Genomic DNA, 14257 nt, shown 5'->3' with positions numbered 1-14257 from the left:
CGCCGATCATGACCGAGCCAGTCACCGGAGAGCAGTTCGAGATCGCCGCCGGGGAGTACCGGGCGGTGGTGACGGAGGGCGGGGCGGGGTTGCGCGAGCTGACCTTCGAGGATCGCCCGCTGATCCTGTCGCACGACGCGGACGAGCCCGCGCCCGCCGCGCTGGGGCAGTTGTTGATCCCCTGGCCCAATCGGGTCGACCGGGGGCGCTACGTCTTCGGCGGCCGGGAGCACCAACTCGACCTCAGCGAGCCCGAGAACGACTGCGCGATCCACGGGCTGGTGCGCTGGTCGCCGTGGACGGCGGCCGAGCGCGAGCCGCACCGCGTGCTGCTCACCCACCGTCTCCTGGCCGCCGCCGGGTATCCGTACCGGCTCGACCTGACCGCCGAGTTCACCTTGGACGCCCGGACGGGCCTCGCCGTCCGGGTGACGGCCGTCAACACCGGCACGCGCACCGCCCCGTACGCGCACGGCACCCACCCGTACCTCACGGTGGGCGAGCCGATCGACGGCTGTGAGGTGACGGTCGCCGCCGACCGGTACCTGCCGGTCGACGACCGGAAGATCCCCTCGGGGCCCCCGCAGGACGTGACCGGGACGCCCTACGACCGTCGGGAGCCGGCCCTGCTCGGCGATCTGCGGATCGACAACGCCTACACCGGGCTGCACCGCGACGCGGCGGGCCGGGCCTGGGGGCGGCTGCGGGGCGGCGGGCGCGCGGTGTCGTTCTGGCTGGACGACGCGCATCCGTGGCTGGAGGTCTACACCGCCGACGACCTGCCGCCGGCGCTGCGCCGGCGTGGCCTGGGCATGGAGCCGATGACCTGCCCGCCGAACGGCCTCACGACGGGGATCGACGTGATCGAACTCGGCCCGGGGGACACGACGACGGGTTCTTGGGGGATCATAGCGGAGTGAATCTGAGCGTTTCCTCGTTCGACGACCTCTCCGCGCGGGTCGCCGCGACCTCCGCGGACCTCCGCCGCGACCTGTCCGGCACGCCCGGCGGCGGGCGTCAGCCGGTGCACACCGTGTACGTCCCGGCCGACCGGTTCTCGCGGACGACCCCGGCCGACTTCGGCGCCGAGGCGCTGCGACTGTTCAACAACCACACCCCGGGCGACGGCTCGTTCGGCTCCGCGTTCGGGATCGATCCCGACATGGCCGGCACGGTCCGCGAGCGGGTGGCCGCCAAGCTCGCCACCGAGCCCATCGAGGACCTGCGCATCGACTTCGAGGACGGGTACGGGGTCCGCCCCGACGCCGAGGAGGACGCGCACGTCGCCCAGGTGGTCGAGGCGGTGGCCGCCGCCTACCAGGTCAAGGGCCTTCCGCACTACTGGGGGGTCCGGATCAAGTCGTTCGCCGACGGCGGCCACGAGCGGGCCATGCGCAGTCTGGACGGCTTCCTGACCTCGCTGCGCGACCGGCTGGGTCGGCTCCCCGGCGGGTTCGTCATCACCTTCCCCAAGGTGGTGTCGCCGGAGCATGTCGTGATCTTCGCCGAGTACCTGGACCGGCTGGAGGACGCGTTGGGGCTGCCCAACGGGATACTGCGCTTCGAGGTGCAGATCGAGACCCCCGAGGCGGTCATCGGCCCGGACGGCCGGATCGCGGTGCGGGCCATCGCCGAGGCCGGGGCGGGCCGCATCACCGCCGCCCACTTCGGGGTCTTCGACTACACCGCCGCGCTCGGGCTGCCCCCCGAGGAGCAGCGGCTGGACCACCCGTCGTGCGACTTCGCCCGGCACGCGATGCAGGTGTCGCTGGCCGGCACCGGCGTCCGCCTCAGCGACGGCTCCTCCAACGTGGTACCCCGCAACGACGGGCCCGACGAGGTCAACCGCACCTGGGCGGCGCACTCGGCCGGCGTGCGGCACTCCCTGCGGCACGGCTTCTACCAGGGCTGGGACATGCACCCGGCGCATCTGCCGAGCCGGTACGCCACGGTGTACGCCTTCCACCTGTCCGGGGTCGACGACGCGATCGGCCGGGTGCGGGCCTGGCGGGAGCAGGTGGCGGGCAAGGGCGGCGTGCTCGACGAGCCCGCCACGGTCAAGGCGCTCAACGACCGGCTGCGTCGGGCGGTCGACTGCGGGGCGCTGGACGAGGGCGTGCTCCCCGACTAGCGCCGTCGGGACATCGCCGCGAGGTCGTCGGGGGTGTCGATGTCGTCCGGCGAGGCCACGTCGTCGCACGGCACCTCCGTGACCAGCTCGGGACGCCCGCGCAGGAAGGCGCGCGCCCCCGTGTCCCCGACGGCGGCCTCGGCGGCGGCCGTGAAGTGCGGCCGGGTGAGGAGCACCGGGTTGCGCGGCCTGCCGGCGTAGGTCGCCACCGCCACCCGCGCCCCCGACTGCCAGGCCGCGATGAGCCGTCGTACGGCCTCGGCGGTGACCCTGGGCTGGTCGACCAGCGCGACCACCACGGCGGGGCTGCCCGGCGGCAGCGCGGCCAGTCCGACGCGCAGCGAGGAGCCCATCCCGGTGCGCCACGCGCGGTTGGGCACCACCACGGCCCCGACCACCTCGACGGACGCGGCTCCGGTCACCACCAGCACCGGTGAGCAGCCGGCGGCGCGCAGCATCCGCACACCCCGGTCGACCAGTCGTTCGCCGTCCAGTTCCACCAGGGCCTTGGGCCTGCCTAGCCGGCTGCCCTGGCCGGCGGCCAGCAGCAGGCCCGCGACCCTGCCCTCACCACGTACGCCCACGGTTGTGAGGGTAGCCCGCTCAGGCGGGATCTCCATGGATCCGGCCGTCGGTGACCGTCAGCGGCCGTCCGGAGCCTCCCCAGCGGAGCTGGACCAGCTCGGCGGCGATGGAGACGGCCGTCTCCTCCGGCGTGCGCGCCCCGAGGTCGAGCCCTATCGGCGAGCGCAGCCGGGACAGCTCCTCCTCGGTGAGGCCGGCCTCGCGCAGTCGGGCGAGACGATCCTCGTGGGTGCGTCGGGAGCCCATCGCGCCGATGTAGCCCGCCGGGGTGCGCAGCGCGATCTCCAGGAGCGGCACGTCGAACTTGGGGTCGTGGGTCAGGACGCAGATGGCGGTGCGCTCGTCCACGTCGGTCTCACCGAGGAACCTGTGCGGCCACTGCACCACGACCTCGTCGGCGTCGGGGAACCGCTTGGACGTGGCGAACACCGGGCGGGCGTCGCAGACGGTGACCCGGTAGCCGAGGAAGTCGCCGATCCGCGCGACGGCGGCGGCGAAGTCGATCGCGCCGAACACCAGCAGCCGCGGCGGCGGCGCGAACGACTGCACGAAGACCGTCAGGTCGTCGAGCCTGCGCTCGCCGCGCGGCCCGTAGTGCCGGGGCCCGGTGAGCCCCTGGGCGAGCATGCCGCGGGCGTCGTCGTCGACCGCCGCGTCGAGCCGTTCGGCGTGGGCCTCGCCGGGGGCCAGGGAGCCGGCGGCGCGGTCGGGCCAGACGACCCGGCGGGCGCCGAGGACGCCGGGCCCGCCCGCCACGGTCGCGACGGCCACCGGCTCGCGCGCCGCGATCGAGGCGGCCACGTCGCCGAACTCGGGGAAGGTGCCGGGCCCGACCGGCTCGACCAGCACGTCGATGACGCCGCCGCAGGTCAGCCCCACCGCGAACGCGTCGTCGTCGCCGACCCCGAAGCGTCGCCGCAGCGGCGTGCCCGAGGCGATCACCTCGTGGGCCAGCTCGTACACCGCGCCCTCGACGCAGCCTCCGGACACGCTGCCGACGACCTCGCCGGACGCCGACACCGCCATCGCGGCCCCCGGCGGACGGGGCGCGCTGCGGAACGTCGCCACGACCGTGGCCAGGCCGAACGTCTCCCCCTCCGCGTACCAGCGGGCGATGTCGTCGAGCACGTCACGCACGCGGGCCTCCCGTCCTCACGAGCGTCGCCAGGCGCTCCAGCGCCTCCAGGCTGTGCCCGGCGACGAAGTGGTCCACATGGGGCAGCGCCGCGGCCATGCCCGCGGTCAGCGGCTCGTACCCCGGCCGCGCCTTGTGCGGGTTGGCCCACACCACCCGGTGCGCGAGCCTGCCGAGCCGCGCCATCTGCGCGCCGAGCAGGGCGGCGTCGCCGCGTTCCCAGCCGTCGGAGGCGATCACGACGATCGCGCCGCGGGCCGTGCCGCGCTGCCCGTGCCGGTCGAGGAACTCCTTCAGCTCGACGCCGAGCCGGGTGCCCCCGCTCCAGTCGGGGATCGCCGCCGCCACCGCCGCCATGGCCGTGCCGGGGTCGCGGTGGCTCAGTTCACGGGTCAGGCGGGTGAGCCGGGTGCCGACGCTGAACGCCTCGGCGGCGCGGCCCCCCGAACGGACGGCGGCGTGCGCGAACCGCAGCAGCGCGTCCGCGTACGGGCTCATCGACCCGGACACGTCGACGAGGATCACCACCCGGCGGGGCCGGGTCCGGCGGGCGCGGCGACGCACCGCGGAGACCTCGCCGCCGTTCCGGAGCACCTCGCGCACCGTCCGCCGGGGGTCGACCCGCCCCGTCGCGGCGGGCGCGTACCGTCGGGTGCGCCGGTGCTCCGCGCCGGTGTCCAGCAGGGCGATGAGCCGGGCGACCTCGGCCCGTTCGGCGGCGGTGAGCCGCCCGACGTCACGCCGCCGCAGCACCTCGGTCTCGCAGGCCGTGGCCGTCCGGGGGTCGGCGCGCTCGCCGCCGTGCCCGTCGGCCCGGGGCGCGACGGGAACGGCGGCGGAGCGCGTGACGGTGACGGACGGCGGGCGGCGCGGGACGCGGGCGGTGTCGCCGGAGAAGTAGGCGGCGAAGCAGCGGTCGTAGCGGGGCAGGTCGGCCGGGTCGGAGCACAGCGTGAGCCGCCCCGCCCAGTACACGTCGGACGGGTCGAGGACGTCGAGGTGGTCGAGGGCGCGCACCATGGTCCGCACCCGTTCCGGGTCGGCGCCGACCCCGGCGGCCCGCACCGTCCGGGCGAAGGCGACGATGGTCTCGAGGGTCTCGGTGGTGTTCCGCACGTGCCGTCAACCCCCGTCGAGGAGGGCGTCCAGCCCTCGGGCGGTCACCCGCCGCTGGTCGTCGCGGTGCTTGAGGACGGCGCCGAGGGTGGCGGCGGCGGTGGCGGGGTCGAGGTCGCGGGCCCCCAGCGTCACCAGGGCCTCGGCCCAGTCGAGGCTCTCGGCCACCCCGGGCGGTTTGAGGAGGTCGTCGGCGCGCAGGTGGCGTACGGCGTGGGCCACCCGCCCGGCCAGCCGCTCGGACACGGCCGGCAGCCTGCGGCGGATGATCTCCACCTCGCGCCGGTGGGAGGGGTGCTCCAGCCAGTGGTACAGGCAGCGGCGTTTGAGCGCGTCGTGCACCTCGCGGGTGCGGTTGGAGGTCAGGACGACGACGGGCGGCTCGGCGGCGGCGACGGTCCCCAGCTCGGGGATCGTGATCGTGAAGTCGGACAGGATCTCCAACAGGAACGCCTCGAACTCGTCGTCGGCCCGATCGATCTCGTCGATCAGCAGCACGCTCGGGGCGGTCTCCAGGGCGCGCAGCAGCGGACGGGCGATGAGGAAGCGCCGATCGTACAGCTCCGCCTCGAGACGGTCGGGGTCGGCGGTCCCCGCGGCCTCGGCGGCCCGCAGGTGCAGCAGTTGGCGGGGGAAGTCCCAGTCGTAGAGGGCCTGTGCGGCGTCCAGGCCCTCGTGGCACTGCAGGCGGATCAGCGGGGCGTCCAGCAGGCGGGCCAGGGTCGTGGCGAGGGCGGTCTTGCCGACCCCCGCGTCGCCCTCCAGGAAGAGCGGGCGGCGCATGCGTAGCGCCAGGAAGGCGGCGGTGGCCGCCCCCTCGTCGGCCAGGTAGCCGTGGGCGTCCAGCCGCCCGACCAGCTCCCCGGGGGAACCGATCTCGGCGGCCCGGTCCGCCGCGGGCTGCGTCACAGTGCTCAGGCTACTCGGCGGCCCTCCCAACTAAATCGACTAAACAAGTTGACAATAGAGGGAATACGGTCGGATCATCGTTGGCATGGAGGACGACCTCACCGACGAGGCCACATACGAACGCGTCCGGTCCCGGCAGTGGCGCGAGTCGACCCCGCTGACCCGGCGCGGACTGCTGGGCGCCTCCGCCGGGGCGGGGCTGGCGATGACCGCCGCCCCGGCTCCGCCGGCGCGCGCCGCGGTCGACCGCCCCATCGTCAAACCCCTCCCGCCCGACCTGTTCGTCCGGCACGGCACGAACGCCGAGATGCGGTGGGAGGCCATGCGCGGCCAGGGTCACCTGACCCCCACCGACCGCTTCTTCGTCCGCAACCACGTCGCCACCCCCGAGATCGACGCCGGCACCTGGCGGCTTCGACTGTGGGGCGGCGGCCTGCGCGGCTCCCCCACCCTGGAGGAGGCCGTCGAGTTCGGTTACCAGGACCTGCTGGCCATGCGGGCGGACACCATGACCGCCTTCATCGAGTGCACCGGCAACGGCCGCACCTTCTTCACCTCCCAGCAGGGGCAGCAGGTGACCGGCACACCGTGGGGGCCGGGCGCCGTCGGGGTCGCCCACTGGCGCGGGGTCCGGCTGTCGGCCGTCCTCGAACGCGCCGGGCTCACGCCGGCCGCCGTGGACCTGATGCCCCGCGGCCTGGACGCCGCCTACACCGACCAGGGCGTCGACATGGGACGGGTGCGCCGCCCGCTGCCCGTCGCCAAGGCGCTCAAGGACGTGCTGCTGGCGTTCGAGATGAACGGCCGTCCCCTGCCGCCCGATCACGGCCACCCGGTGCGTCTCGTGGTGCCCCACTGGGTCGGGATCGCCTCGATCAAGTGGGTCGGCGACATCGAGGTCGCCGACCGGCCCCTGTTCTCGCCGTGGAACACCCGCTACTACCGCCTCTTCGGCCCCGGCCACCCTCCCGAGGGCGGCGCCCCGCTGACCCGGATGGGTGTCAAGAGCGCCTTCGAACTGCCCTGGAACGCCCGGCTCCCGGCCGACGGCGTGCAGGTGCTGCACGGCCGCTCCTGGTCGGGCAACGGCCGGATCCGCCACGTCGAGGTCAGCGTGGACGGCGGCCGCACCTGGTCCCGCGCGACGCCCCGCGGCCCGCACCCCTCCCGCAGTTGGCTGCTGTGGGAGTACCGCTGGCGATGTCCGGGCCCCGGAGAGTACGAGTTGCTGGCCCGGGCGACCGACGAGACCGGCACCGCCCAGCCCGACACCACCCCCTACAACACCGCCGGCTATCTCTTCGACGCCGTCGTCCGCCACCCCGTCACGCTGGTCTGATCCGGGGTTCGCGGTCCCGCCATGGCGACGGCGCAGAGCAACGCGAGGATCCCCCTGGCCCCGTGGAAGCCGGACCCGATCTTCTACGCCCGCCGCGCGACGCCCTCGGTGCTGCGGCGCGCGTGGCCGGACCCGGTGTGGGCCGTGGGACCGCCGCCGTCCTCACGACCTGACCGGGGTAGCGTCGGACGCCGTGGACTTCCTGACGGAGATGTGGGAGTGCCTCGGCGGGCCCTCCGACGCGCCGGCCGCGGTGACCTGGACGGGTCCGGCGACGACGCTGCCGGCCCGGCTGCCGGTGACGGGGCTGGCCGGGGCCACGGTCGCGGCGGCGTCGCTGGCCGCCGCCGAGCTGACCGCCGTCCGGGGCGGCGAACGGCCCCCGGTCCGGGTGGACTCGCGGGCGGTGGCCGTGGCGTTCGCCGGGGAGCGGCATCTCCGGATCGACGGGCGGGCCCTACCGGCGTTCGCACCGCTGTCGCGCTTCTGGCGCGCGGCCGACGGTTGGGTCCGGACCCACGGCAACTACCCGCACCATCGCGCCCGGCTGCTGAGCGCCCTCGGGTTGGACGACGGGCCCGCCGACCCGGTGACCGCCGTGGAGAACGTCATCGCCGGGGCCTCCGCCGAACGGGTCGAGGAGGCCGTGTGCGCGGCGGGCGGCCTCGCCGTCGCGGTGCGGGACCGGGCGTCCTGGGCCCGTCATCCGCAAGGGGCGTCGGTCGCCGGGCTGCCCCTGCTCCGCCTCACCCGGACCGACGACGCCCCGGCGCGCCCCCTGGGACCCGTCCCGGACCGACCGCTGCGACCGATGGCGGGGCTGCGGGTCCTGGATCTGACCCGGGTGCTCGCGGGGCCCGTCGGCACCCGCACCCTCGCGCTGCTGGGCGCGGACGTGCTGCGCGTCGACCCGCCCCACCTCGGCGAGATCCCCTCTCAGCACACGGAGACGGGCTCGGGCAAGCGCTCGACCCTGCTCGACCTGGACGACGCCGACGACCGGGCGCGGTTCTCCGCGTTGCTCGACGGCGCGGACGTCGTGGTCACCGGATATCGGCCGGGCGCACTCGACCGGTACGGGCTGTCCCCCGCCGCGCTGGCGGAGGATCATCCGGGCCTCGTGGTGGCCTCGCTGTCGGCGTGGGGCACCGTGGGTCCGTGGGCCGGGCGGCGGGGCTTCGACAGCCTCGTCCAGGCCGCGTCCGGCATCGCGCTCGTCGAGGGGTCGCCGGGCGCGTTGCCCGTCCAGGCCCTCGACCACGGCACCGGCTATCTGCTGGCGGCGGCGGTGATGCGGGCCCTCGCGCTCCGCGCCACCGAGGGCGGCGGCCGTCACGTCGAGCTGTGCCTCGCCCGTACGGCCGCCGCGCTCCTGGCCCGCCCGGCGGAGGGCGGGGAGGCCGCCGCGTTCGATCCCGCGCCCTACCTCGGCGAGACGGGTCCCGTCCGCCACGCGCTGCCGGCGGTCGATCTCGCCGGGGGCCCTCGCACCTGGGAGCGTCCGGCGACGCCCTGGGGCTCGGACGCCCCCGTCTGGCGCGACGCCTGAGACGACCCCCGCCGTCCCGACGTCGCCGCTCGGCGGCGTCCGGACGGACATTCCCAAGATCGCGAATCGGTTGCGGGCGATACGCCCGGACTGAGAGGCTTCCGGCGCTCTGAACCATTACGCGACGGAATGGGGTTTCCATGCGCACGGCATGGTCCAAGCGGGTCTGCGTGCCGTTGGCGGGGACGGCGCTGCTGGTGGGGCTGCCCGCCACGACCGCCGACGCGGCGGCCGCCGGGCCCTCGGGGGTCCAGGCCAAGTCGGCGTTCCTCTGGGACGACACCAGGGCCAAGATCCTGTGGTCGCGCGGACCCGCCGTGAAACGGCCGATCGGCAGCATCACGAAGGTGATGACCGCCATCGTGGTCCTGCGCGCCGGCGGGCTCGACCGGAAGGTCACCATCAGGCGGAAGCACATCGACTACGCCCTGCGTCACGGCGGCAGCCTGGCCCACCTGCGGGCGGGCGACAGGCTGACCGTGCGTCAACTCCTGCGGGCGCTGCTGCTGCCCTCGGGCTGTGACGCCGCGTACGCCCTCGCCGACTTCTACGGCCCGGGCTGGCAGGGCTTCGTCAAGAAGATGAACACGACGGCCCGCGAGCTCAAGATGGACCGCACGCACTACGCCAACTTCGACGGGCTCCCCTGGCCGACCCCCACGGCGGGCCACTCCACCGCGCACGACCAGACCAAGCTGGGCAGGTACGCCTTCCGGCGGCCGGAGTTCCGCAAGGTGGTCTCGACCCGCACCTACCGGCTCGCCGCGGGCAACGGCCACCGCTCCTACACCTGGCACAACACCAACCGGCTGCTCGGCTCGTACAAGGGGGCCGTCGGCATCAAGACCGGCTTCACCAACGCCGCCGGGTACAGCCTGATGTTCGCCGCCACCCGCAACCGGCGCACCCTGATCGGCGTGGTGCTCAACAGCTCGACGACCGTCCCCGAGGCCCGCTTCCGCGACGCCTCCCGGATCCTCGACTGGGGCTTCGGCGTCCGCTCCGCCTCCGAGCCGATCCTGCGCCCCCTGCCCCCGGGCGCCAACGTCGACTGATCTCCGTTGTCGGCGCGTCAGCGGTCGGGGGCCTCGGCGTGGCGTCCCAGGAGGGCGCGGAACTCGCCGAGGTGGTGGGCCGCGCGGGACTTCTCCGAGCCGTTGATGCCCATGGCGCCGAGGGAGGTGCCGTCGGCCAGGTCGAGGGTGGGCCAGGGCTCTCCCTCGGCCATGGTGACGCCCAGCACCTCGGGCCAGGCGAGCCGGCGGGTGCGGAAGGCGTTGACGACGGTCACGCCGCCCTCGTCGGCGACGACCCGGCAGCGCGCGAACATGTGCAGCACCCAGCCCAGGAACGCGCCGAAGGCCACCAGCAGCAACCGGTCGACGACCTTGAACTGGGGGGCCACCACGACGGCGAGCACGACCATGCCGAGCACGATCACACCCGCCATCGCGTAGGCCGTGATCCGGGTGCGGCGCGGACGCCACACCACGGGAAGGGACGGGGGCTCAGTCAACGATCTTGGAGATGGGGATCTCGAGGATGTCGCGGGCGCCCGCCGCCTTGAGCGCGGGGATCAGCGTGTTGACGCCGCGCTTGGCGACCACGCTCTCCACCGCGTGCGCCTCTCCCCCGGCCAGCGAGGTGACCGTGGGCGAGGACATGGCGGGCATGATGTCCAGCACGGCCGACAGGTCGCCGGCGGCGACGTTCAGCTTGAGCAGGACGTTGCCCCGGGCGCGGATGGCGCCCTGCAGCAGCAGCGCGATGTCCTCCATCGCGGCGCGCTTGTCGGCGTCCTCGTAGGCGGCCCGGTTGGCGACCAGCTCGGTGTAGCTGGTCAGCAGCGTGTCGAGGATCCGCAGACCGTTCTTGCGCAGCGAGGAGCCGGTCTCGGTGAGGTCGACGATGACGTCGACGATGTCGGGGACCTTCGCCTCGGTCGCGCCGTACGACGGGACGACGTTGGCCTTCACACCGTGCTTGTCGAGGAACCGCTGGGTCATGGCGGGGAACTCGGTGGAGATCCGCACGCCCTCGGGCAGGTCGGAGACCCGCTGCCAGGGGGCGTCGTTGGGCACCGCCATGATGACGCGCACCGGGTTGGAGGTGGCCTTGGAGTACTTCAGCTCACCGAGGCCCACCACGTCGGAGTCGGTCTCGGTGATCCAGTCGCGACCGGTGATGCCCAGGTCGAACAGGCCCTGTTCGAGGTAGGTCGGGATCTCCTGGGGGCGCAGCACGCGCACCCGGTCGATCCGCGGGTCGTCGATGGAGGCGCGGTAGTCGCGGTCCGAGCCGCGGCGGACCGTCAGGTCGGCGGCGTCGAACAGCTCCAGGGTCGCCTTCTCCAGCGAACCCTTGGGCAGGACGAGGGACAGCACGATGGAATGCCTTTCGTGACGTACGGGCGTGAGGGAGGTCCGGGTTCGCTCAGGAGCTCAGATGCTCCGAGAGATGCCCGGCGGGACCGTGATGCCGCAGACCTCGCAGGGTCAGAGCCGTGTCGAGAGCGGCCACAGTCGCCTCCCATCCCTTGTCTTCGCGGCTGTCGGGCAGCCCGCTGCGATCCAGTGCCTGCTCAATGGTGTCACACGTGAGGACTCCGTTGCCCACCGGAGTGGCCTCGTCCAGCGCAACTCTCGTCAAACCCGCGGTGACGGAGTCGCAGACGTAGTCGAAGTGGGCGGTGTCCCCCCGGATCACCGCGCCGAGGCACACCACGGCGTCCAGATCGCGGGCGAGCTGTTGGGCGACCACCGGCAGCTCCAGCGCCCCGGCGACCCGGACCACGACCGGCTCGTCCACGCCGCACTCCTTGGCCGCCAGCACGGCCCGTTCCAGCAGTCGGTCGGTGATCTGGGCGTGCCAGCGGGTGCAGGCGATGCCGAGGGTGAGGTCGGCCGCGCCGACGATGCTCGGCTCGGGACGTCCGGCGCCGCTCATGAGCGGGTGTCCTTTCCGTCAAGGGTGGTCAGGCCGTCGATGCGGTGGCCGAGGCGGTCCCGCTTGACGGTGAGGTAGCGCCGGTTGTGCTCGGTGACGACGACCGGCATCGGGGCGCGGCCGAGCACCTCGACGCCGAAGCCCTCCAGTCCGGCGAGCTTGGCCGGGTTGTTGGTGAGCACGCGCACGGATCGGGCGCCCAGGTCCAGCAGCATCTGAGCCGCGGCGACGTACTCGCGGGCGTCGGCGGGCAGGCCCAGCTCCAGGTTGGCGTCGACGGTGTCGGAGCCGGCGTCCTGGAGGGCGTACGCGCGCAGCTTGGCCAGCAGGCCGATGCCGCGGCCCTCGTGGCCGCGCAGGTAGAGGATGACGCCGCGGCCCTCGGCGGCGATCGCCTCCATGGCGGCGTCGAGTTGGGTGCCGCAGTCGCACCGCTGGGAGTGCAGGACGTCGCCGGTGAGGCATTCGGAGTGGGCGCGGACCAGCAGGTCCTCGCCGTCGCCGATGTCGCCGTAGACCAGGGCGACGTGCTCGCCGCCGTCGAGGGCGGCGGAGAAGCCGACCGCGCGCCAGACGCCGTACCGGTTGGGCAGCCGGGTCTCGACCTCGCGGCGGACCATCCGCTCGGTCCGCTTGCGGTACTCCACGAGCTGTTCGATGGAGATCAGCTTCAGGCCGTGCTCCTTGGCGAAGACCTGCAGCTCGGGCAGCCGCGCCATGGTGCCGTCGTCGTTGACCACCTCGGCGAGGACGCCCGCGGGGGGCAGCCCGGCCAGTCGGGCCAGGTCGACGGACGCCTCGGTGTGGCCGCGACGGGCCAGCACCCCGCCCTCGTGGTAGCGGAGCGGGAAGATGTGGCCCGGCCGGGTCAGGTCGTGCGGCGCGGTCGTCGGGTCGGCCAGGAGCCGGATCGTGTGCGCCCGGTCGGCGGCGGAGATGCCGGTGCTGACCCCGTCGGCGGCGTCCACGCTGACGGTGTACGCGGTGCGCAGGCGGTCGCCGTTCTGCGTGGTCATCAGGGGGATCTGGAGCCGGTCCAGGTCCTCGCCGAGCATCGGCACGCAGATCACGCCGCTGGTGTGGCGGACCGTGAACGCCAGCAGCTCGGGCGTGGCCGCCGACGCGGCGAAGATGATGTCGCCCTCGTTCTCGCGGTCCTCGTCGTCGACGACCACGACGGGCCTGCCGGCGGCCAGGTCGGTCAGGGCCTCCTCGAGGGGATCGAAGATCCCGCCGCCGGTCGCCGCGTCGATCGTGTCGGTCATGTTCTCGACGGTCATGCCGCCACCGCTTCCCTTGTCCCGGTGCGGACGGTCGCGTCCGCACCCTCCTGACCGCGGGCCCGGTACCGGCGGTGCCAGCCGCGGAGCCCGACGAGGACCATCACCAAGAACACCCCGTACACCGCGCCCGACACGACCAGGCCGGAGGCGAACGCCAGCGGGACGCCGACCAGGTCGACGGCGATCCACACCAGCCAGAAGTCCGTCAGCGCGCGGCCCTGCGCGTAGGTCGCGACCGCGCTGCCCACGAAGATGTACGCGTCCGGCAGCGGCGCCCACGACCAGCCGGTCGCCTGGAACAACGCGGCGACCAGCGCGGTGCCGACGGCCATGACCGCCAGCAGCCCGAGCCGCTCGCGGCCGGTCGCCGGACGGATCGGCAGGTCGTCGCCGCGCAGGCCCTGCGACCACTTCCACCAGCCGTACGCGGCGAGCGCGCCGAACATGACCTGCTTGAGCGCGCTCCCCGTCAGGCCCGCGCTCACCGAGGCCACCAGCAGCAGCACCGAGCCGGTGATCTGCACCGGCCACGTCCAGATCGTCCGCCGGATCGCCAGCGCGACGGTGCCCAGCGCCGCCGCGTTGCCGACCAGGTCGGTCCACAGCACCTTCTGGTCGAGCACCGTGAACCCGGCCTCGGTCCAGCCGCCGCTCACGAGACGCTCCCCCGGCCCGCCCCGGTCAGCCGCTCGACGTACTTGGCGACCACGTCGACCTCGAGGTTGACGGGGTCGCCGGGCACCTTGTGCCCGAGGGTCGTCAGCTCCAGCGTGGTCGGGATGAGCGACACGGTGAAGTGCTCCGCGCCCGCCTCGACGACGGTCAGGCTGATGCCGTCGACGGTGATGGAGCCCTTGTCGACGACGTAGCGGCTCAGCTCTGGCGGGAGGGACACGGTGACGACGTCCCACCGCTCCCCCGGCTCCCGCGCCACGATCGTGCCGACGCCGTCCACGTGGCCCTGCACGAGGTGGCCGCCGAGGCGGTCCGACAGCCGTACGGGGCGTTCGAGGTTGACCCGCGAGCCGGGGGCCAGGACGCCGAGGCTCGACCGTTCGAGGGTCTCCTTCATGACGTCGGCGGAGAACGCGCCGCCGGAGGTCTCGACGACGGTCAGACAGACGCCGTTGACCGCGATGGAGGCCCCGTGCACGGCGTCCTCGGTGACCAGCGGCCCGCGGACGGTGAGCCGGGCGGAGTCCCCGTGGGGCTCCACCTCGACGACCTCGCCGAGCTCCTCGACAATGCCGGTGAACATGCTCTA

At 74.0% G+C, this 14257-nt stretch carries 15 protein-coding genes; 5 read left to right on the top strand and 10 right to left on the bottom strand.

From position 1 onward, the window contains the following. Window positions 1-8 precede the first annotated feature (8 nt). A complete protein-coding gene (locus tag DFJ69_RS25250; protein ID WP_116026900.1) occupies window positions 9-920 on the top strand; it encodes an aldose 1-epimerase family protein in 912 nt (303 codons plus the stop codon). After that, window positions 917-2131, top strand: a complete 1215-nt coding sequence (locus DFJ69_RS25245; protein WP_116024893.1) for a DUF6986 family protein — start codon at window positions 917-919, stop codon at window positions 2129-2131. The genes DFJ69_RS25250 and DFJ69_RS25245 overlap by 4 nt, the downstream gene beginning before the upstream one ends. On the opposite strand, the gene DFJ69_RS25240 is transcribed toward DFJ69_RS25245, so the two are convergent. From DFJ69_RS25240 to DFJ69_RS25225, 4 genes are read right to left on the bottom strand one after another with little or no spacing between them, the layout of a single operon-like run. Further along, window positions 2128-2751 (bottom strand): nucleotidyltransferase family protein, encoded by a 624-nt coding sequence (locus DFJ69_RS25240; protein ID WP_116024892.1) that lies wholly within the window; start codon window positions 2749-2751, stop codon window positions 2128-2130. The two genes, DFJ69_RS25245 and DFJ69_RS25240, sit on opposite strands and share 4 nt — an antisense overlap. Then, window positions 2735-3853 carry an XdhC family protein gene (locus DFJ69_RS25235; protein WP_116024891.1) on the bottom strand — a complete coding sequence of 373 codons (1119 nt, stop codon included), beginning with the start codon at window positions 3851-3853 and terminating at the stop codon, window positions 2735-2737. The genes DFJ69_RS25240 and DFJ69_RS25235 overlap by 17 nt, the downstream gene beginning before the upstream one ends. Beyond that, window positions 3846-4967, bottom strand: coding sequence for a vWA domain-containing protein (locus tag DFJ69_RS25230; RefSeq protein ID WP_245974567.1), 1122 nt, complete (start codon window positions 4965-4967; stop codon window positions 3846-3848). Before DFJ69_RS25230 ends, DFJ69_RS25235 begins: the two co-directional genes overlap by 8 nt. A 6-nt stretch (window positions 4968-4973) precedes the next feature. Beyond that, window positions 4974-5876 (bottom strand): AAA family ATPase, encoded by a 903-nt coding sequence (locus DFJ69_RS25225; protein ID WP_116024890.1) that lies wholly within the window; start codon window positions 5874-5876, stop codon window positions 4974-4976. An 85-nt stretch (window positions 5877-5961) separates the two neighbouring features. Between DFJ69_RS25225 and DFJ69_RS25220 the strand changes: the two genes are divergently transcribed. The 3 genes from DFJ69_RS25220 (at window position 5962) to DFJ69_RS25210 (ending at window position 9819) form a co-directional block, all read left to right on the top strand. Further along, window positions 5962-7215 carry a sulfite oxidase gene (locus DFJ69_RS25220; RefSeq protein ID WP_116024889.1) on the top strand — a complete coding sequence of 418 codons (1254 nt, stop codon included), beginning with the start codon at window positions 5962-5964 and terminating at the stop codon, window positions 7213-7215. Between the two features lie 193 nt (window positions 7216-7408). Further along, complete coding sequence (locus tag DFJ69_RS25215) at window positions 7409-8764, top strand: CoA transferase (protein ID WP_245974566.1); 1356 nt, start codon at window positions 7409-7411, stop codon at window positions 8762-8764. A 140-nt stretch (window positions 8765-8904) separates the two neighbouring features. Further along, window positions 8905-9819 (top strand): D-alanyl-D-alanine carboxypeptidase family protein, encoded by a 915-nt coding sequence (locus DFJ69_RS25210; RefSeq protein WP_116024888.1) that lies wholly within the window; start codon window positions 8905-8907, stop codon window positions 9817-9819. A 17-nt stretch (window positions 9820-9836) separates the two neighbouring features. On the opposite strand, the gene DFJ69_RS25205 is transcribed toward DFJ69_RS25210, so the two are convergent. The 6 genes from DFJ69_RS25205 to DFJ69_RS25180 are packed head-to-tail and all read right to left on the bottom strand — an operon-like array spanning window position 9837 to window position 14251. Next, complete coding sequence (locus tag DFJ69_RS25205; protein ID WP_342769879.1) at window positions 9837-10280, bottom strand: PH domain-containing protein; 444 nt, start codon at window positions 10278-10280, stop codon at window positions 9837-9839. Next, window positions 10273-11148, bottom strand: coding sequence for an ATP phosphoribosyltransferase (gene hisG / locus DFJ69_RS25200; RefSeq protein WP_116024887.1), 876 nt, complete (start codon window positions 11146-11148; stop codon window positions 10273-10275). Before hisG ends, DFJ69_RS25205 begins: the two co-directional genes overlap by 8 nt. A gap of 49 nt (window positions 11149-11197) precedes the next feature. Further along, a complete protein-coding gene (gene ribH / locus DFJ69_RS25195) occupies window positions 11198-11710 on the bottom strand; it encodes a 6,7-dimethyl-8-ribityllumazine synthase (RefSeq protein ID WP_116024886.1) in 513 nt (170 codons plus the stop codon). Next, complete coding sequence (locus DFJ69_RS25190) at window positions 11707-12975, bottom strand: bifunctional 3,4-dihydroxy-2-butanone-4-phosphate synthase/GTP cyclohydrolase II (RefSeq protein WP_116026896.1); 1269 nt, start codon at window positions 12973-12975, stop codon at window positions 11707-11709. Before DFJ69_RS25190 ends, ribH begins: the two co-directional genes overlap by 4 nt. 11 nt (window positions 12976-12986) lie before the next feature. After that, complete coding sequence (locus DFJ69_RS25185) at window positions 12987-13649, bottom strand: nicotinamide mononucleotide transporter family protein (protein WP_116024885.1); 663 nt, start codon at window positions 13647-13649, stop codon at window positions 12987-12989. Next, window positions 13646-14251: a riboflavin synthase gene (locus DFJ69_RS25180; RefSeq protein ID WP_116024884.1), complete on the bottom strand. Its 606-nt coding sequence runs from the start codon at window positions 14249-14251 to the stop codon at window positions 13646-13648. Before DFJ69_RS25180 ends, DFJ69_RS25185 begins: the two co-directional genes overlap by 4 nt. Window positions 14252-14257: the final 6 nt, after the last annotated feature.

Source organism: Thermomonospora umbrina, from assembly GCF_003386555.1.
Classification (GTDB): domain Bacteria; phylum Actinomycetota; class Actinomycetes; order Streptosporangiales; family Streptosporangiaceae; genus Thermomonospora; species Thermomonospora umbrina.
This window is presented reverse-complemented; position numbering and strand designations above follow the sequence as displayed.